Below are 19,302 nucleotides of genomic sequence, written 5' to 3'. Positions count from 1 at the left end.
ATGAAGTCTGAAATAGAAGCGAAACCGGAAGGAAGCATATGGAGTGATGACCAGTGGCGCGCCATTGCTGAGAGCGGTGATGATATCCTCGTTGCCGCGGCGGCAGGTTCCGGTAAGACAGCGGTACTTGTAGAACGGATTATTCGCAAAATCAGCAAGGAAGAGAATGGCTTTAGCGTAGATAGATTGCTAGTAGCTACGTTTACCAAAGCTGCTGCTGCCGAGATGCGCCAGCGGATTAGGGAAGCACTCGATCGGGAGCTTGAGGAGAATGGAGATAATGACCATTTACGCCGTCAGCTGTCGTTGCTCGGGAAAGCCTCGATTACAACACTACACTCCTTCTGTCTGGAAGTGATTCGGCGTTACTATCAGATTATTCCTATAGATCCCGGTTTCCGTATACTGAACGAACATGAAGCAGAGATGATGCGGCAGGAGCTGCTTCAAGAGCTACTGGAGGAAAAATACGGTGAAGTAGGTGAAGATGGCGCGGATAGTGTATTTGTACAGCTTGCTGACTGGTTCAGTGGTGAACGCAGCGATGATGCGGTACATGCGCTCATACAGCGACTGCATGATTATGCCCGCAGCCATCCTTGGCCAGAGCAGTGGCTTCGTGATACCGCAGCTGATTTCTCATTACCAGACACAGATAGCTTAGGTCGGACTCCTTGGGTGCTAAGTATTCTTGAAGAAGCGAAGCTGACCCTTGCGGGTGCAGCCAGTCAGCTTATCCAAGGCCGAGAGATCGCGCTACAGCCAGGTGGTCCGGCGCCTTATGCCGAGAATCTGACGGCCGATCTTGAGATGGTAAATGCATTGCAGGAGGCTGTGAATGAACGGCCATGGGCAGAATTATATGATATTTTCATGGAAGTATACTTTGGGAAATTGAAAGCTTGTAAGAAGGATTCGACAGATCCTGGACTGCAGGAAATGGTTAAAGAACTGCGCGATAGTGTGAAGAAGAGTATTTTAGATCTTCAGAAGGCATTGTTTGGCCGTCCTGCGGATGTTTTTTTGCGAGAACTGAATGAGGCGGCTCCTCTTATGGCAGAGCTTGCTGAGACGGTGATAGCGTTCGGTGAACGTTACCGAGTCGAAAAAGCAGGACGGGGTCTCGTCGACTTCAGTGATTTGGAGCATTATTGTCTGCAAATTTTACGTCATCCAGATTCTCTACCGGGCCATTCCCTGCCTTCTGATGCAGCGATGGAGTACCGTGCCCAATTCGATGAGGTTCTGTTAGATGAATATCAAGATACGAATAGTGTGCAAGAAGAGATTGTGCGGCTTATCTCCCGCGAAACACCTGGTAACCGATTTATGGTCGGAGATATGAAGCAAAGTATTTATCGGTTCCGTCTGGCAGAGCCGGGGCTGTTCCTGGATAAATACCGCAGCTTTGGCTCTAATAATGCCGGAGGTGGCAGCAATACAGTAGGCGAATCCGAGTTAAGCGAGTTATCTGATAAGCCTAATGAATCGTCCGGCGGTTCGGTTATCGATCTAGCACGTAATTTCCGTAGTCGTATGGAGGTTGTAAATGCCGTAAATATGATTTTTCGGCAGATTATGAACGAGACAGTGGCGGAGATAACTTATGACGAACGTGCTGAGCTTGTGTATGGTGCGAATTTCCCGGGTGCAGCAGAGAAGGGGCCAGATACTTTTTTTGCACCGGAGCTATTATTGATCGATCGCGGAGCGGCAGCAGGTAAAGTAGAAGAGACTTCTGAGGACAGTGAGACTCCACTTCAGGAGAGTGAAGCCATTGAGAGTGAGACTGCGCAACTGGAAGCACGGGCGATTGCTCGGCGTATTTCACAGATGACTGGCCTGAATGGCGGATCCCCGCTGCTGATTTATGATAAAGGGCTTAAGATTATGCGCCCAGTGATTTATGGTGATATCGTGATTTTGCTTCGTTCGGCGAGAATATGGACCCCTTTAATCATCGAAGAGCTGCGGATGGAGGGAATCCCTGCTTATGGAGATCTGAATAAAGGATATTTTGAAGCCACAGAAGTAGAAATTGCACTTTCACTCTTAAAAATAGTTGATAATCCTCAGCAGGATATTCCACTCGCTGGCGTGCTTCGGTCACCTGTTGTTGGTTTAACTGAAGAGGAATTGGCTACGGTTCGGATGTGCAGCCATGGTTCTTTCTATCGTGCTGTAAAAGTGGCAGTGAACATGCAAGATGTAAAAGCAACTGAGGAAGAGTACGATCTTTTCTCAGCCCATGAAATGGAATCCGCAAGCACAGCTGATATAAATACGTTCTCTAATGAGGCCTCTTTTGACAATGGCGTTCATGATGTAGGAGCAGAAAGTGAAGCTGTACCGCAGATCAACCCAGAGTTGAAGCGTAAGCTTGAGAATTTCCTGAGACAGCTTGATAGCTGGAGAGATGCAGCTAGACAAGGCAGTCTCAGTGAGCTGATCTGGCGTATTTATGGTGAGAGCGGCTATCTGGAGTGGGTTGGAGGACTGCCTGGAGGCTCGCAGCGCCAGAACAATCTTAAGGCTTTATATGATCGGGCGGTTCAATTTGAGAATGATACTGCGGCGCGTGGGTTGTTCCGTTTTCTGGTGTTCATTTCACGGCTTCGTGAGAATGGCGGAGATCTTGGTGTAGCAGGTGGTGGTGGTGAAGAGGGCAATGGGGTCAGAATAATGACCATCCATAAATCCAAAGGCTTGGAGTTCCCTGTTGTTTTTATAGCGGGTATGGCGAAGCAGTTTAATCGGCAGGATCTGCACTCTCCATTCCTGATGCACAAAGAACTCGGCTTCGGACCACGTTTTGTGGAGCGGGAAACACGTGTCAGCTACCCAACGCTTCCTTATTTGGCTATTAATCGTCGTACACGACTTGAATTATTGGCTGAGGAAATGCGGGTATTATATGTAGCTTTAACTCGCCCGAGAGATAAGATGATTCTAGTCGGTACCGTAAGAGATTTACCAAGGAAAATCGCTAGCTGGAGCAGTGTGCAGAATCGGGAAGAATTGTTGCTTGCTGATCATTTATTAGCCCGGGGACGTAGCTATTTGGACTGGGTTGGACCGGCATTGATCCGGCATCCGGCAGCGGCTATTCTTCGTAAGCTAGGTGGTTCAGAAGGTACTGTCTCGACAGTGCTGCACAGCGATATCTCGAACTGGAGCATCACTGTACAGAATGCTTCGGACCTGAATTCAGGGGCATTCCTTCCAGCGGATAACGCTGAAGACAAAGCAGAAGAACGTCTAACTGTACTCAAGGCGCTTCAAAAAGGTGCATCTGTAAATGTTTATAGATCAGAGAATAGCGAAGAGATTGCCAGAAGACTAGAATGGCCTTATCCGTATACGGCTGCCTCTGGCATTCCTGCCAAAACCTCTGTTACAGAGTTAAAAGCTTTGTTGTCGATGCAGGACCAGCCTTCTTATGATCTCCTAGAGGAAGGCGGCCGCCCTGCTACCTCAACAGAAAACAATAAACGTACAAATGTGGCAGGAGCAGACAGTCTTCATTTACGCCGTCCGAAATTTATGGAGAAACGCAGTCTAACCCCAGCGGAGCGCGGGACAGCCTACCATACAGTTATGCAGCATATTCCGCTTGAGGGTTCAGTTGACCCTAAGGTTGTGGAAGAAACATTAGCACGACTAGAGAGAGTGGCTATTCTAACTGCTGAGCAGGTGGAGGCGGTGGAACCGGCTCAGATAGAGGCCTTTTATACGAATGAACTTGGTCGTAGATTAATAGATTCTTCTTGGAAGCTTAGAGAAATGCCTTTCAGTTATATGGTTCCTGCAGAGGAGGCTTATCGAGGGCTCGATTATATGAATAAAGCCGTATCAGAGCTAAACCCAGAGAATCATAATGAAAGCTTTAGTGAAGCTGTGCTGATCCAAGGGGTGATTGACTGCCTGTTCCGTGAAGAGGACCGGATCATTCTGCTAGACTATAAGACGGACTCTGTTTTAGAACATCAGGGTGGGATAGAAGCGCTTAAGGAAAAATATCGTTTTCAGCTAGAGTTATACAGCAAGGCATTACATGATATTTTGGGAGAACCGATCAGCGAAATTTGGCTGTACTTTTTTGACGGCGGACATGCTGTGAAATTATAAATCTATTCATTGCCGCATAGAGCGGGGAAAGAGGACGAAGATGCGGATATTGCATACGGGAGATTGGCACCTCGGCCGAACGCTGGAAGGAAGAAGCCGGCAGAAGGAGCAAGAGCAGTTCATAGATGAATTGGTGGAGATCGCCGATTTTCATAAAGTGGATTTGATTATGATGGCGGGAGATGTATATGACTCCGTTAATCCACCAGCGGCTTCAGAACAGCTATTCTATGAAGCTGCTGCTAGGCTGACTTCAGGGGGAAGACCACTTGTTGTGATCGCCGGAAATCATGACCAACCGGAGCGCGTATCTTCTGTTTCACCGCTTGTATTAAGACAGGGGATTACATTGGTGGGTCTTCCTACTTCTGAGCCAGTGACTATTCATGCTGCGCGTACGGGTGAGATTGCTAAAATCGCAGCCCTTCCCTATCCCTCGGAGGCACGTCTCGGTGAACTTCTTGCTGGAGACAGCGGGGAAGAGGAGCTTCGACTGGCTTACAGCGCGCGGGTAGGCAAGCTCATGCAGCTGTTGGGACGGGAATTCACACCACAGACCGTGAATTTGGCGATGAGCCATATTTATGTGCTTGGTGGAGTGGAAAGTGATTCGGAACGTCCAATTCAAGTGGGCGGAGCTTATACTGTTGATCCTTCTGCTTTGGCCTGTGGAGCGCAATATACGGCACTGGGTCATCTTCATCGCGCACAGCGAGTTAAGGGGGAAGGAATGATCCGTTACAGCGGATCCCCGCTGGCATATAGCTTTTCTGAAGCAGGACAGGCCAAGTCGGTGACGCTGATTGATGTTGCGCCGGGTGGTGAACCGACCTTCGAAGAAATTTATCTTCGTTGTGGGCGTCCACTTGTACGATGGAGTTCCACTGGCGGATTACAGGAGGTATATACCTGGCTGGATGAAGGCAGAGATGCCTCTGCTTTTATAGATTTGGAAATTCGGCTTAGTGAGGCTATGTCGATGAACGATATTCAACGCTTGCGCAAGTCACGCGAGGGGATCATTCATATTCGTCCGATCTACCCGCAAATGGAGATGGAGCTCGAACAAATTTCCCGTTCGCGTATGCCTGTGCAAGAGTTATTCCGTAAATTCTATCAGCGTCAGACAGGCGGAGCGGAGCCGGAAGACAGCTTGATAGAACTTTTCTTACAGCTAACCGAAGAAGAACGGCGTCAGCCAGAGGAAGGAGAGGAGAACTAAGGTGAAGCCTATTCTATTAAAAGTAGCAGGATTACAGAGTTATAGAGAAATGCAAGAAATAGATTTTGAAAGTCTGTGTGAGACGGGGCTGTTCGGGATCTTTGGACCAACAGGTAGCGGTAAATCAAGTTTGCTAGATGCTATTACTTTGGCAATGTACGGAAAAGTGGAGCGCGCTGTTAATGGAACACAGGGGATTATGAATCACTCTGAGGATTCACTCAGCGTGGCGTTTACCTTTGAGCTCACTTCTTCCGCTGGGGCACATCGTTATCGTGTTGAACGGAAGTTCAAACGGACAGGTGAGCAAACCGTCAGTAACACGATTAGCCGTTTCATTGAGATTACACCTGACGGGGATAACGTCATGGCGGATAAGCTCGCAGATGTTACGCGCTGCGTGGAGGAGCATATCGGTCTAAAAATGGATGATTTCACGCGAGCGGTTGTATTGCCGCAGGGGAAATTTGCCGAATTTTTATCGCTTCGTGGCGTAGATCGTCGGCAAATGCTGCAGCGCCTGTTCCATCTGGAACAGTATGGCGATCAGCTTGCAATCAAGCTTAGCCGACGGGTGAAGGAGAATGAGGCGGCGCTCCGCGCGCTGATTGCTGAGCAACAGGGTCTTGGCAGCGCAGGCAAAGGGGATGTAGAGGCAGCGGCGGAGCGCCTCGAGCAGGCCACCCTTTATGCTGCGGAATGCCGTCGAAAGCTGGAGGCGGCGCTGCAGGTCTCGGAGCGTTTCGCGCGTATACGCGAGCTCCAAGAGGAACGGACCCGCCGCGAATTGCAGCGGCAGGGGCTGCTCGCCAAGGAGGAGGAGATTCTCCTCCTTGAACAGAAGCTCGGCCAAGCTGACGAGGCCGAGGCAAGGCTTCCCGCGCTGAAAGCATGGCGCAGCGCGGAAGAAGCCTTTAAGAGCCGATTGGCCCGCGCGGAGGGCCAAGAGGTGCTGGCCGCCGCCGCCGAGCAGGAGGCGGCGCGTGCCGCTGCCGCCGCGGCTGCTGCGCAGGCCGCGCTTGCGGCGGAAGAGCCGGCCCTCCGGGAGGGGGCCGGCACCTACCGCCGCGCGCTCGAGCTCGAGTCCGAGCTCGGGGCGCTACGGCGCGAACTCGCGGCTCTGCGTGAGCGCCGCGAAGAGGCCTCCCGCAAGCTAGCGGAGCTGCGGGAGGGCATGGCTCGGGAGCGTGAGCTTTTAGCCAAGGGCCAAAAGCGCCAGCAAGAGCTTCAGCAGAGCTTGCAGCCGCTCGGTGTCCGCTCCCAGGAGCGGCAGTCTCTGCAAGAAGCGATGCAGAGACTGCAAGGGCTGCACTCCGCCGAATCCCAGTGGGATAAGGCGGAGAAGGAGCGCCTCGAGCGTGCCGCTGCCCTGGCGGCTGCGCAGGCGCGACTCGCGGAGGCCGAGGGCCGTCGCGAGTCACAGGAAGCTGCTCGCGGGCAACTGATCCGCGAGGCGGCGCTGCATCAAGAGAAGCTGCTGGCAACAGAAGAAGCTGCGCGCACCGCAGCGGAGCGCCTGGAGCAAGATATCGGTGCATTGGAAGCAGCTATGAAGGATCAAGAGCTTCACAGATTGTCCCTTGCACTAGCTAAGGAGCTGGAAGAAGGGCAACCTTGTCCTGTATGCGGCAGTGAGCATCATCCTGCACCTGCATTCTTGCAGAATAGCTTAGAGCAACAGGAACTGGAAATGAAGCTTCAGCAAGTCCGGGCGTTATCCAGACGGGCATTAGAAGCTCGTCATCTGTTCCGCGGTCTTCGTGAACAGGATCAGGTATGGCTGGAGCAGGTATTTGGAAATGAAGTTATTGAAGCGGCAAATCACCCTGCAGCTGCAGGTTCAGAAGTCCGTACTGCTGAAGTTCCTCCAACCGATGTGTCTATTCCCGGGGAAAAAGAATTGTCAGAACTTGAAGCTACATTTTTGGCATTAAAGGGTCAGTCCGGTGAACTGCGCCGAACTGCGGTACAATGGCAGCAATCAATGCAGGAGGTTCAGCAGCTGTGCCTCAAAGAAGCAGCAGGTGTCGATGGTGAACGTAGCTGGGTGGAAGGAATTACTGCCAAAGCTGAGGAACTCAGCGCGCAGCTAACGACGATGCGGCAGAACTGGGCACAGCAATTCCCGGATTTGGCACCAGGTGAAGTAGAACAAGCATATCGTGAGCTGGTTGCGAAGGATGCACAAGCTGAAGAAATTAGATCGCGTCTTGATATCAGCGTCAAGTTTCTGGAAGAGAAGAGCGCTTCAGTGCAGAGCCTTCAAGAGACCATAACAGGGTTGGACAAAGAGCTGGCCCAGTGGATCACACAGATCGAAGGGAAGGAACAATTGCAACGTGAAAAAGATCAGCGTCTACTGGAGTGGACGAATGGTCGCGCGGCAGCTCCTCTTCTAGCGGCGTGTGAAGGACGTCTGCAGGAATTGTTAACGGCTCTGGAGGCAAGTAAGCAATCACATCTCACAGCGGCGGAGAAGGCTCAGCATGAGGTTAAGGAAGCTGCGATTTCTCGCCAGGCTGCAGAATCTGCGCGTGAACATTACGCAGCAGCTACCAGTCATTGGGAACAAAGCTTGGCATCTTCACCGTTTAGTTCAGCTGCTGAGGTTGAAGGAGCAGCGCTCACACCCGAAGAACGGGAAATCGCTTCTTCCAGGGTACGTGCTCATCGTGCCGAAGAAGCTGAGGTCTCCTTGCAGCTGCGTAACATTGAAGAGAAGCTTGACGGGGCCAGCTTAAGTGAAGAGGAATGGCAAGTAAGCCAGAGCACCTTGAGAGAAAGCAAGACTGAGGATGAAATATCTCTACAGGCTAGAGCGCGTGCAGAGCGTGATCTGGAGGATTTGCGGCATCGGCATATTCGCTGGATGGAGCTTGAAGCTCAGCGGATTGATCACGCTTCTTTGCAAGATCAGCTATCCAAACTGCAGACTGTCTTACGTGGGAATGCCTTTGTTGAGTACATTGCGGAGGAGCAGTTGATGCAGGTGTGTCAGTCCGCTTCTCAGCGGCTTCGTTTCCTGAGCAAACAGCGTTATGCGCTGGAGGTTGATTCGGGTGGCGGCTTTGTAATCCGAGATGATGGGAACGGCGGGGTGAGAAGACCTGTCTCAACTCTGTCTGGTGGAGAGACCTTCCTCACATCCCTTTCCCTGGCACTTGCTCTTTCAGCTCAGATCCAGCTCCGGGGACAATATCCGTTGCAGTTTTTCTTTCTGGATGAAGGGTTTGGTACGCTCGATCCAGAACTGCTGGATACAGTGATTACTTCACTTGAAAGATTGCATAACGATCAGCTGTCGGTTGGTATTATCAGCCACGTTCCAGAGCTTCGTGCAAGATTGCCGCGTAAGCTGGTAGTAGTTCCTGCTGAACAGGGCGGAGGAGGATCTCGTATCCTTTTGGAAAAAATGTGAAGGATTTTAAACTCTGTGATTGATATCACAGATACAGTATCATCACGCTGTTATAATACAGCTAAGCCGACATTACTTTAGAAACACCTCGGCGGACGTATGACAGGGAATGTACTCCTTTTCATACGTCCGCCGCCGAATCAGCTTTATAAGCTGTGAAGGGTGTTTCTCTTTTTTTTGCCTTTTTTAGACCCACGGGTGTTTTTATAGAACGACTTAATTGTTTAAGGAATTTCATTCTGTAATAGATACAGTTTTAGAGTGTGGATGTTGAATCTCCTGGCGTCTTTCGTAATTGGTGATTATCCTGTATGATTATCTTATGATGAAGCAAAATTTCACCAATTTTTAGGAGGCAAGTACGCTATGGAGACCGTGTTCAGCAAAATTATTGAGGGTACTATTCCTTCCAAAAAAGTATTTGAAAACGAACGTATTCTTGCATTCTACGACATCGAGCCGGCTGCACCGGTACATGTGTTGATCATTCCAAAGAAGTTCATTGCTTCCATGAATGATGTCACACCTGAGGATCTTCCGCTGATCGCAGAAATTCACAGTGTAGCGCAACAGATCGCTATCGATCTTGGGATTGCTGAGTCTGGTTATCGTTTGATCAATAATTGTGGTCCGGATAGTGGACAAGCTGTGCCTCATCTTCATTATCACTTGCTTGGTGGGGCCAAGCTGGGAGCTCTTACAGGAAACTCAGCTTCTCACGCATAAGTACAATCATTAAATGTTGAAGAACTTGCCAGAAAAAAAGAATAACACGAAGGTTGACACCCTATTTCCGTTTGACCTATAATGGAATTTGATAAACCGTGTTATGCTCTTGGACGGTATGGTCGGAGGGAGGGGAAACTGTGTCTGAAACGAAAGTTCGCAAAAACGAGACAATTGATGCTGCACTTCGTCGCTTTAAACGTTCCATCGCAAAAGATGGTGTCTTGGCTGAGGTGAAGAAACGCAAACATTACGAAAAGCCAAGCGTTAAGAAAAAGCTGAAGTCTGAGGCTGCTCGTAAGAGAAAGTTTTAGGAGGATTACCCACGCATGAATCTTAGCGAGAGATTGAACGAAGATATGAAGCAAGCGATGAAGAGTAAGGACAAGTTCACGCTCTCCACGATTCGAATGGTTCGTTCTACAATAAAGTATCTTGAAATAGATTTGAAGAGAACATTGGACGACAACGAAGTGCTTGATATCCTTAGTCGTGAAATCAAACAGCGCAAAGATGCCCTCCAAGAATTTGAATCAGCGGGTCGCGATGAGCTTGCCGCGAGTACGAAGGCAGAAATCGAGATTATTATTAAGTATCTTCCCGAGCAACTTTCCGAAGAAGAAATTAAAGTAATTGTACAGCAGACCATCCAGGAAACCGGTGCTTCTTCGAAAAGTGAAATGGGTAAGGTCATGAGCGCACTGATGCCTAAGGTCAAAGGTCGCGCCGATGGTAAACTCGTGAACCAAGCGGTTCAACAATTTCTGCAATAATATAGCGCCAGCACCCCTTGTAAAAGGGGTGCTTTTCTTTGAATTATAAGAAATTATTAGTTTCACACCATACTTTATCCTTATAATTTTCGCATAAACGCTTACCGTCCTTAATTGGACGCTGTAGGCGTTTTAGCTTGTTTTGAAACGTAAATCTGTTTTCGGCGTAATAACGTTTATGTATCCCGGGTCAAGTTGAAGAAGGGAGGTAAAACATTGAAAAGAATACGGAAAATTATGTTAGCAAGCATTCCCGTTGTTCTGCTGTTACTGCTCTTAACCCCGTTTATTCCGAATGTAAGCGCTGATGTAACAGCACCAAAAGCACCGATAGCTGCAAGTGGCGAGATGAAGAAAGGGCCTGTGTTTATTATTCCGGTTGATCAAAAAATTGAACGAGGTCTTCAGAGCTTTTTGGAAAGAGGGTTTGCAGAAGCTGCTAATTATGGTGCAGTTCTAATTGTACTTGAGGTGGATACGCCGGGTGGATTGGTGAATTCAGCAGAACAGATTGGGACGATGGTAAGAGATAGTGACATACCTACAGCTGCATTTATTAAAGGTGATGCCGCTTCTGCAGGCAGTTACATAGCACTAAACGCAGGTGCAATCATCATGAAGCCGGGAAGCATGATAGGTTCTGCATCTCTAGTGGATAGTAGCGGCCAGAAAGTAGATGACGCGAAGATGGTGTCCTACTGGAAATCGAAAATGATTGGAGCCGCTGCTCTAAATGAACGTGATCCTGATATTGCTGCGGGAATGGTCGATAGTAATTTGGTTGTGGATAAGCCGGATCTAGGCGTATCTAAAGCGCAGGGCGAAATTATTGCCTTGTCTAGTGACGAAGCTTTAAGAGCTGGCTATGCTGATCAAATTACAACCACTCCTGAAGAAGCGATTACTTGGTTAGGTTATACTACAGATGACATTTTTCGTGTGGAGCATACGGGTGCCGAGAAAATGTCGCAATTTCTGACAAATCCGATTATTATGACGATTCTGTTATTCATCGGGATCACAGGTGTTGTGATTGAGCTGATCGTACCGGGCTTTGGTGCGCCTGGGATTATTGGAATATTAGCCTTTGTTTTATATTTTTTCGGAAACTCTGTAGCAGGGTTTGCCGGATCTGAGACTTGGCTTTTATTCATAATCGGACTTGTCATGCTTGTGCTGGAGCTGTTTGTGCCGAGCTTTGGGATATTGGGGTTACTCGGTTCCGTGAGTCTTGTGGCAGGTGTCGTACGCGCAGCATACAGCTTTACACATGCATTGTTTAGTCTGGGCATCGCATTCGCGGCTGCTATTGTAGTCATTGTGATTGTGGCTGTCGCATTTAAAGAACGTGGAATTTGGAATAGGTTTATTTTAAAGGATACGCTCTCTAAAGATCAGGGATTTGTACCTGTTGAAGAGAAGTTAAGCCTAGTTGGAGCTATAGGAAACAGTATTACGCCACTTCGTCCATCCGGAACAGCTATGATTGGCGGCGAGCGGGTAGATGTCGTTACAGAAGGCAGCTTTATAAGCGTTAATGCACCGGTCTCAGTTGTAAAAGTTGAGGGCGGACGGATTGTGGTGAAGGAAATTAAGGAATAAGGTAAAAGATAAAGGGTATGAAGAATTAGCTCCACAATAATTTACTGGAGGTTATAAGGTTATGGAAGCATCTTTAATTACTTTTTTGTTCATCGCGGTAGTCGTGATCATTTTGTTGAGCGTATTTTTAAGCTTCTTCCCGGTCATGCTCTGGATTTCAGCATTGGCGTCAGGGGTAAGAATCAGCATTATTACACTAGTGGCGATGAGACTGCGTCGAGTAACACCAAGTCGCATCGTTAATCCAATGATTAAAGCGACTAAGGCAGGTCTTGGATTGAATATTAATCAACTGGAGAGTCACTATCTCGCTGGTGGTAATGTAGACCGGGTTGTTAATGCGCTTATTGCAGCACAACGTGCAGATATTCCTCTGGAATTCACTCGCGCAGCGGCTATTGATCTTGCAGGTCGCGATGTGCTTCAGGCTGTGCAAATGAGTGTTAACCCTCGTGTAATTGAGACACCGGTTGTTGCGGCTGTCGCTAAAAACGGGATTGAAGTGAAGGTAAAAGCACGTGTTACTGTACGTGCCAATATCGACCGTCTCGTGGGTGGTGCAGGTGAAGAAACAATCATTGCCCGTGTTGGTGAAGGGATTGTAACAACAGTGGGTTCGAGTGATTCACACAAAGATGTCCTGGAGAATCCGGATTTGATTTCCCGTACAGTATTGTCCAAAGGTCTGGATTCAGGAACTGCTTTTGAGATCCTATCCATTGATATTGCGGATATCGATGTAGGCAAGAACATCGGTGCTTATCTTCAAACCGAGCAAGCAGAAGCGGATAAACGTATTGCGCAAGCCAAGGCAGAAGAGCGCAGAGCAATGGCTGTTGCTCATGAGCAAGAGATGAAGGCGCGCGTAGTTGAGATGAAGGCGCTTGTTGTTGAAGCTGAATCTCAGGTACCTATGGCGATGGCAGAGGCGCTCAGAAATGGTCAAATCGGTGTGATGGACTACATGAACATCAAAAATATTGAGGCGGATACGCAAATGCGCGGCTCCCTCGGCAAAATGAATGATCAGGACGACAATAATCGTCCTAACAATAACAAATAAAAGGGGATGTGAATCTCCATGAGCTGGATCTATATTGTTGCGGTAATTATCTTCGCGATTGTATCCAATGTGAACAAGGCTACGAAGAACAAGCCCAAAGGTGCTACACGCGGAGGAATGCCTACTTTTGGTGGAGGAGAAGGGAATCCTCTCCGCCGTAATAAAGATGTAGACGGGAACGGAGACCGACCGGAACAGACTGGCAGTGGTTTTCCAACCCCTGTTACTACATCCTCCCGTGAGTATGACGCATCACCTGCCTTTCCAGAGCCTGCCTACATCCCAACGCCAGATTATTCTACTGGAGAAGGTATGTCTTTGGAGTACGCTGATGACGGAGTTGAACTGCGCACACAAAGAATGCAGGAAGAGGTGCGGCGTCTTCAATCTGCTTTTGATGGAATAGCAGGAGCGGATCCCAAGTCGAAGAAGACGAAGAATTCGTCCTCTGACATAGCTGTTCAGTCAAATAGAACAGGGAATAGGGATGAACTGCGCAATGGTGTAGTCTGGGCGGAGATTCTAGGACCTCCGCGTGCTCGCCAGCCGCATTCCACCCGACGATCGTAATTTCGAGCATAGTAACAATTAAGCCTTGGTTTTCCTATCTTTGCGATAGGAGGCCAAGGCTTTTTTGGCATTTTTTATATCTGAAAGTTGCTCCTTTATTACTTCTTCTCATAAACAAAAGCGTTGCCGCATAAGGTGTACAGAAGGCAGGAAGGGGGAACGTCTACTTATGACCCGTATTGGCCGCAGGCTGCGGGGATGGACAAACGGGGTGCTAGATCTACCACAGGATTTATTACAGGAAATGCCCCGGATCACCCTGATCGGCAACAAAGAACTGTATATCGAGAACCATCGCGGCGTGCTGCATTTTTCATCAGGCCAGCTTAAGCTCGCGTTAGCTAAAGGATCGCTTGAAATCACGGGAGAGAATCTTGTCATCCGCAATATTCTTGGCCAGGAACTGGCGGTAGAAGGCATTATCGGAGAGATCAGATATAACGAAAGCGAGGGGAAATCATGAAGGAACCACCTCTTTCAGCACTGCGGGGATCCGTTACACTGCTTGTGACGGGGCCTCAGGTGGAGAGATTTATTAATGTCATTTCTGAAGCAGGGATAGTGATTTGGGATGTGAGGCCCGCTGAGGGCGGCGCTTCCCTTAAGCTGCTTCTGGATGATTTTTATGTCCTCCGTCCGATTTTAAAAAAGACAGGCTGTCGGATGCACGTTACAGGAAGAAGCGGACTACCATTTCTAATGGCGCGTCTGTGGAAACGGAAATTTTTTGGCATAGGGATATTGGTATTCGGGATTACGCTCTTTATGTTATCTACGATGGTGTGGAGCATCAGAGTCGAGGGGAATGAAAAGATCGCCTCTGAGGATATATTGGCTGCTGCTCGCCAGGAGGGCGTGTATCCTTTTCAATGGATATGGCGTCTGGATGAGCCGGACAAGCTCTCTAAGGGGCTCCTAGCCCAATTACCTGGCGTTTCATGGATAGGGGTGCAGCGGACGGGGACGAGCATTAAAATTCAAGTGGTAGAATCTAAACAGCCGGATATCAAACCTCTACTTAGTCAGCGGCATTTGATTAGCAGAACAGATGCGGTGGTAACTGAAATATATGCGGAGCAGGGCAGACCGGTTGTGGCTCGAAACTCTCGGGTTAAAAAAGGCGATATCCTGATCTCTGGTGCTCTAGGCGACGAAGAAAATGTACAGTACGTGGTAGCTAAAGGTGAGGTTAAAGGTCTAGTATGGCATGAATACAATATAGAGGTGCCTCTTACAACAACGAACAGCTCATATACAGGGGAACGTAAGGATCGAACCTATCTGGTGCTTGGCAAATGGGCTATACAGCTATGGGGTTATGGCGAATCTCTTTTCGAGAAATCACGGACGCTTACTGAACATGATCCGCTGTCCTGGCGGTCCATTAAGCTGCCGCTGGGCCTAATGACTGAGAAAGAATTGGAGATTAGTGAAACGAGTGAGACGTTGACTCCCGAGGCTGGATTTGAAAAGGGAATCGAGCGGGCGAAGAATGATATTTTGGCGCGTTATGGCGTTGATAGCGTAATCAAAAGTCAAAAAGTTTTGCATGAGAAGAAAGAGAATGGTAAAGTTTATATGAAAGTGATCTTTGAAGTAGAAGAGAAAATTTCCGAAGAACTGCCAATAGTAAACAATTGAGGAGAATGAGGCTACTTGTCAGAACAGACTGCAAGCATTCGTATAACTTTGCAAAATGCGGGAGAAGCGCAATCGCTGTTCGGCCCGCAGGATGGATTCCTAAAAATCATCGAGAGTGAAATTCCCGCTATTATTGATTCCCGTGAAGCAGAGTTAACGATACGTGGTGCGGAGCGGGAAGTAGACATGCTGGAGCAATTGTTTAATGTGCTGCTGTCCCTCATTCGGGGCGGATACATACTTACTGAACGTGACGTGCAGTACGCTGTGGAGCTGGCGAAAGACTTTCGAGTCGATCAATTGCTCGATTTGTTCAAAGGAGAAATTACAACAACTTTTCGTGGAAAGCCTATCCGTGTCAAAACGATTGGCCAGAAGCATTATGTGACAACGATCAAGAAGCGTGATATTGTATTCGGAATCGGTCCTGCAGGAACAGGGAAGACCTACTTGGCAGTGGTGCTTGCAGTTACGGCACTAAAAGAAGGTTCTGTTAAGCGTATCATTCTTACGCGTCCCGCAGTAGAAGCAGGAGAGAGTCTAGGGTTCCTTCCAGGGGATTTGCAAGAAAAGGTAGATCCATACCTCCGTCCGTTATATGATGCCTTATACGACGTTATGGGGCCCGATCAGGTGGCTAAGGCGCTTGAACGGGGATTAATTGAAATTGCCCCGCTGGCTTATATGCGCGGACGTACGCTGGATGATTCGTTTATCATCCTGGATGAAGCGCAGAATACAACGCCTGAGCAAATGAAAATGTTTTTGACTCGACTCGGCTTCGGGTCCAAAATGGTGATTACAGGTGACGTTACCCAGATTGACCTGCCCCGCGGCAAGAAATCCGGTTTGATTGAAGCCAAAGCAATTTTATCCGGCATAGAAGAACTTGGCTTTGTCTACTTCGCGGAACAGGATGTAGTACGGCATTCCCTGGTGCAGAAAATAATCGTTGCCTATGACCGCTCTGCCGAAAACCTCCAATAAAGGGGATTGTCTTCATGGCTTCAAAGCAACCATCTAAATTAAGCGGATTTGTATATACGAACAACGGGTGGAAGTATAGCGCGGCGACACGCTATGCTCTTTTCCTGTTACTCGGACTTGTGTTCTACTTCAGTCTGTCGCCCGATCTGCTGCCCAAGCGATATGATATTAAAGAGAATACGCTCAGTGCGAAGGAGATTACAGCGCCTAAGCAAATTCTGGACAAGAAGGCAACGCTAAAAGCGGCGGAAGAAGCTGCCGAAGGTGTATCGCCTAAGTACAAAATTATCCCGATGAGGGCTGATAATCTTGTGACCTCACTGCTGGACCGGATTGATCGCCTCAATCAGGATGATTTGATTTCGCAAAGCGATAAGACTGAGATTTATCGTGATGAGATCCCGCAGAGAGCCAATGATTTTATTTTAAATTTCATAGCCTCAAATCGGGGCGGAGGCACTTATTCTGATCATCTTTTGGAGGAAATGCAATCCGTCATAAAAGAGCAGACCTATGTCATTCCTGATGAAACTTATATTAAGATTCCACGACTGACCTCTCAGGACATTATCGAAATGAAGCCAGTCGCCCGTGATATTGTGACTAGGCTGATGAATGATCAAATCACGGACGCCCAGACTGCACGCGCCAAAGTGGCGGAGCAGGTCAGTATCAGCTCACTGAGTCAGCGTACGGCGCGTGAGGTTGTGCAAGAGTTAGTAAGGCTCGTTATTACAAGCAATAAGTTCTATGACGAAGATGCAACGAAGGAAGCGAAGGTACAGGCTCGTGAGAACACACCTGATGTGTTCATTGAGCAAGGGGACGTCCTCGTGGCTAAAGGACAAAAAATCACTCCTGAGCTGTACGCTCTTTTGGATGAGAATGGCCTGCTAAGTAATGAGGTTAACTATTGGCCTCAGGTTGGATTGCTATTACTTGCTACCATGCTATCTGCGGGTTTGATGGTATTTATCCGATACTCGGGCGGAACCGCGGGCTTCAAGTATAATAATTCCCAGTTATTAATGCTGGTGCTTGTTTTTGTTATTACGATTATCACTATGCGGTTGACCGCAATTTTGCAGACGGATGTCCATTCCTATCTTGGGTATCTGGCTCCAGTAGCCATTGGTGCTATGCTGATTACCATGCTTCTGGATATGACATTAGCGTACTTCTGTTCTATTCTGATCAGTATACTCGCCAGTATCATTTTGAATGTTCAGCAGAATTCGGTGTTTGATTTCACTTTTGGCTTCTTTTCAATAGTTGTTTGTTATGTGGCTATTTTTGCCACTCATCGTGCAGGTCAGCGTTCCACATTATTAAAGGGTGGGATTATGGTATCCCTTTTTGGTTGTGTGACTGTCTTTATGCTGATGCTGTTAGCTGGTGGAGAATGGAAAGATGTAAGCACGCTGTATGCTGTTGGTTTTGCTTTTGCGAGTGGACTTTTGACTGCGGTGCTTGTGATTGGTCTGATGCCTTTCTTCGAAGCAACCTTTGGGATTCTATCAGCACTGAAACTGGTAGAATTGTCTAATCCAAACCATCCGTTGCTGCGCAAGCTTCTTACCGAAACACCGGGAACCTATCACCATAGTGTAATGGTAGGTAACCTGTCGGAGGCTGCCGCGGAAGCGATTGGAGCAGACGGTCTACTGTGCCGTGTAGGATCGTATTATCATGATATCGGCAAAACAAAACGTCCGTTTTATTTTATTGAGAATCAGAATAACATGGAAAATCCGCATGACTCTATTGAACCGAAGCTTAGTAAATCTATCATAGTGGCCCATGCCCGCGATGGGGTGGAAATGCAACGAGAATATAAGCTGCCTAAGCCGATTCGTGATATTGCGGAGCAGCATCATGGAACTACGTTCCTGCATTATTTTTATCATAAGGCACTGAAGCTGGCGGAAGAAAAAGGTGTAGAGCCTGATTTTACAGAAGAAGATTTCCGTTATCCTGGTCCGAAGGCTCAATCGAAGGAATCGGCCGTTGTCGGAATCGCCGACAGTGTTGAAGCTGCGGTGAGATCATTGCGTAAACCAACTGTCCTACAGGTGGAGACGATGATTGAAAAGATTATTAAGAGTCGACTGGATGATCATCAGTTTGACGAATGTGATTTAACAATTAAAGAATTGGATATTATTGCACGGACGCTGAAAGAAACGGTCATGGGAATTTTCCATTCACGGATCGAATACCCAGAAGATGTGCGTAAGCCGAAAAAAGAGGAAGGGGCAGCTAACCCATGAGTTTGGAGATCGTTTGGGATAACGAGCAAGAAGAATACGAGATAAAGGACGATCTCATAGCGCTGCTGGAGAGCATTTTGCAAAAAGCAGGTGAAGCGGAAGGGATCGATAAGGGAGAGGTTGCACTTACTTTTGTCGATAACACTCGTATTCATGAGTTGAATTTGGAGTACCGGGGAATTGACCGTCCGACAGACGTACTTTCTTTTGCGATGAATGAAAGCGGAGAGGACGAGCTGGACATTATATACGAAGTAGAAGAAGGCGAAGCGCTGGAAGATGTTCCGGACGTACTGGGAGATATCATCATTTCCGTAACTCGTGCTCAGGAGCAAGCGGAGGAATATGGTCATTCGCTGGAGCGTGAGCTTGGTTTCCTCTTCGTGCACGGATTTCTGCACTTGTTAGGATACGATCATCAGGATGAAGCTTCAGAGGCTGAGATGATGTCTAAGCAAGAGAAGGTACTGGCTCAGGTTGGGTTGACTCGCTAATGGTGAAGAACACGGCGGTAGGACACAAGAAGTTCTGGCACTCTTTTCGGTTTGCATCGCAAGGCATCGTGTCGGCATTCAAATCCGAGCTTAACATGAAGGTGCATTGCTGTTTGGCTGTGGTTGTACTTGTTGCCGCTGCCGTGTTCAGACTTCCACTGGCCAGTTGGATGCTGTTACTCTTTTCAATCACGCTTGTCTTAACCGCCGAGCTACTCAATACGGCAATTGAAGCGACGGTAGACCTGATCTCGCCGGAGATTCATCCACTGGCTAAGAGAGCTAAAGATACCGCCGCAGGAGCTGTGCTTCTTACGGCGGTGTTTGCTGTCTTAGTTGGGGTCTATGTTTTTTACCACCCGGTGATGGACTGGATTAGCGGACTTATGTCATAATCAGGTTACAATT

General features: G+C 48.2%; 15 protein-coding genes. All 15 read left to right on the top strand.

Annotation, left to right across the window (positions count from 1 at the left end; all coding sequences use genetic code 11):
• The gene (addA, locus tag R50345_RS22755; protein WP_042132399.1) at positions 1 to 4,128 is read left to right on the top strand and encodes a helicase-exonuclease AddAB subunit AddA; all 4,128 of its coding nucleotides are present in this window, start codon (positions 1 to 3) and stop codon (positions 4,126 to 4,128) included.
• Between the two features lie 40 nt (positions 4,129 to 4,168).
• A complete protein-coding gene (locus tag R50345_RS22750) occupies positions 4,169 to 5,350 on the top strand; it encodes an exonuclease SbcCD subunit D (RefSeq protein ID WP_042130342.1) in 1,182 nt (393 codons plus the stop codon).
• A 1-nt stretch (position 5,351) separates the two neighbouring features.
• Positions 5,352 to 8,768 (top strand): AAA family ATPase, encoded by a 3,417-nt coding sequence (locus R50345_RS22745; RefSeq protein WP_042130340.1) that lies wholly within the window; start codon positions 5,352 to 5,354, stop codon positions 8,766 to 8,768.
• Between the two features lie 366 nt (positions 8,769 to 9,134).
• A complete protein-coding gene (locus R50345_RS22740) occupies positions 9,135 to 9,494 on the top strand; it encodes a histidine triad nucleotide-binding protein (RefSeq protein ID WP_042130338.1) in 360 nt (119 codons plus the stop codon).
• 140 nt (positions 9,495 to 9,634) lie between these two features.
• The gene (rpsU, locus tag R50345_RS22735; RefSeq protein WP_036657994.1) at positions 9,635 to 9,808 is read left to right on the top strand and encodes a 30S ribosomal protein S21; all 174 of its coding nucleotides are present in this window, start codon (positions 9,635 to 9,637) and stop codon (positions 9,806 to 9,808) included.
• A 15-nt stretch (positions 9,809 to 9,823) separates the two neighbouring features.
• Positions 9,824 to 10,267, top strand: a complete 444-nt coding sequence (locus R50345_RS22730) for a GatB/YqeY domain-containing protein (protein ID WP_019909242.1) — start codon at positions 9,824 to 9,826, stop codon at positions 10,265 to 10,267.
• 237 nt (positions 10,268 to 10,504) lie between these two features.
• Entirely contained in the window at positions 10,505 to 11,869 is a 1,365-nt protein-coding gene (locus tag R50345_RS22725) for an NfeD family protein (RefSeq protein ID WP_042132398.1), read from the top strand.
• A 61-nt stretch (positions 11,870 to 11,930) separates the two neighbouring features.
• Positions 11,931 to 12,932, top strand: a complete 1,002-nt coding sequence (floA, locus tag R50345_RS22720; RefSeq protein ID WP_042130335.1) for a flotillin-like protein FloA — start codon at positions 11,931 to 11,933, stop codon at positions 12,930 to 12,932.
• Positions 12,933 to 12,950: 18 nt separating this feature from the next.
• Complete coding sequence (locus tag R50345_RS22715) at positions 12,951 to 13,502, top strand: YqfB family membrane protein (RefSeq protein ID WP_042130333.1); 552 nt, start codon at positions 12,951 to 12,953, stop codon at positions 13,500 to 13,502.
• A gap of 169 nt (positions 13,503 to 13,671) precedes the next feature.
• A complete protein-coding gene (yqfC, locus tag R50345_RS22710) occupies positions 13,672 to 13,965 on the top strand; it encodes a sporulation protein YqfC (protein WP_042130332.1) in 294 nt (97 codons plus the stop codon).
• The gene (gene yqfD, locus R50345_RS22705; RefSeq protein ID WP_042130330.1) at positions 13,962 to 15,143 is read left to right on the top strand and encodes a sporulation protein YqfD; all 1,182 of its coding nucleotides are present in this window, start codon (positions 13,962 to 13,964) and stop codon (positions 15,141 to 15,143) included. Before yqfC ends, yqfD begins: the two co-directional genes overlap by 4 nt.
• Before the next feature lie 15 nt (positions 15,144 to 15,158).
• Positions 15,159 to 16,130, top strand: coding sequence for a PhoH family protein (locus R50345_RS22700; RefSeq protein ID WP_042130328.1), 972 nt, complete (start codon positions 15,159 to 15,161; stop codon positions 16,128 to 16,130).
• Between the two features lie 14 nt (positions 16,131 to 16,144).
• Positions 16,145 to 18,400 (top strand): HD family phosphohydrolase, encoded by a 2,256-nt coding sequence (locus R50345_RS22695; protein ID WP_042130326.1) that lies wholly within the window; start codon positions 16,145 to 16,147, stop codon positions 18,398 to 18,400.
• Entirely contained in the window at positions 18,397 to 18,894 is a 498-nt protein-coding gene (gene ybeY / locus R50345_RS22690) for an rRNA maturation RNase YbeY (protein WP_042130325.1), read from the top strand. The genes R50345_RS22695 and ybeY overlap by 4 nt, the downstream gene beginning before the upstream one ends.
• Complete coding sequence (locus tag R50345_RS22685) at positions 18,894 to 19,289, top strand: diacylglycerol kinase family protein (RefSeq protein WP_042130323.1); 396 nt, start codon at positions 18,894 to 18,896, stop codon at positions 19,287 to 19,289. The genes ybeY and R50345_RS22685 overlap by 1 nt, the downstream gene beginning before the upstream one ends.
• Positions 19,290 to 19,302: the final 13 nt, after the last annotated feature.

The organism is Paenibacillus sp. FSL R5-0345, assembly GCF_000758585.1.
Taxonomy (GTDB): Bacteria; Bacillota; Bacilli; order Paenibacillales; family Paenibacillaceae; genus Paenibacillus_AQ.
The sequence above is the reverse complement of the archived record's forward strand: the minus strand, read 5'-3'. Positions and strand labels throughout refer to the sequence as shown.

Coding starts and splice junctions, on each gene's coding strand:
- addA (WP_042132399.1), top strand. CDS start 1: ATGAAGTCTGAAATAGAAGCGAAACCGGAAGGAAGCATATGGAGTGAT.
- R50345_RS22750 (WP_042130342.1), top strand. CDS start 4,169: ATGCGGATATTGCATACGGGAGATTGGCACCTCGGCCGAACGCTGGAA.
- R50345_RS22740 (WP_042130338.1), top strand. CDS start 9,135: ATGGAGACCGTGTTCAGCAAAATTATTGAGGGTACTATTCCTTCCAAA.
- R50345_RS22730 (WP_019909242.1), top strand. CDS start 9,824: ATGAATCTTAGCGAGAGATTGAACGAAGATATGAAGCAAGCGATGAAG.
- R50345_RS22725 (WP_042132398.1), top strand. CDS start 10,505: ATGTTAGCAAGCATTCCCGTTGTTCTGCTGTTACTGCTCTTAACCCCG.
- floA (WP_042130335.1), top strand. CDS start 11,931: ATGGAAGCATCTTTAATTACTTTTTTGTTCATCGCGGTAGTCGTGATC.
- R50345_RS22715 (WP_042130333.1), top strand. CDS start 12,951: ATGAGCTGGATCTATATTGTTGCGGTAATTATCTTCGCGATTGTATCC.
- yqfC (WP_042130332.1), top strand. CDS start 13,672: ATGACCCGTATTGGCCGCAGGCTGCGGGGATGGACAAACGGGGTGCTA.
- yqfD (WP_042130330.1), top strand. CDS start 13,962: ATGAAGGAACCACCTCTTTCAGCACTGCGGGGATCCGTTACACTGCTT.
- R50345_RS22695 (WP_042130326.1), top strand. CDS start 16,145: ATGGCTTCAAAGCAACCATCTAAATTAAGCGGATTTGTATATACGAAC.
- ybeY (WP_042130325.1), top strand. CDS start 18,397: ATGAGTTTGGAGATCGTTTGGGATAACGAGCAAGAAGAATACGAGATA.
- R50345_RS22685 (WP_042130323.1), top strand. CDS start 18,894: ATGGTGAAGAACACGGCGGTAGGACACAAGAAGTTCTGGCACTCTTTT.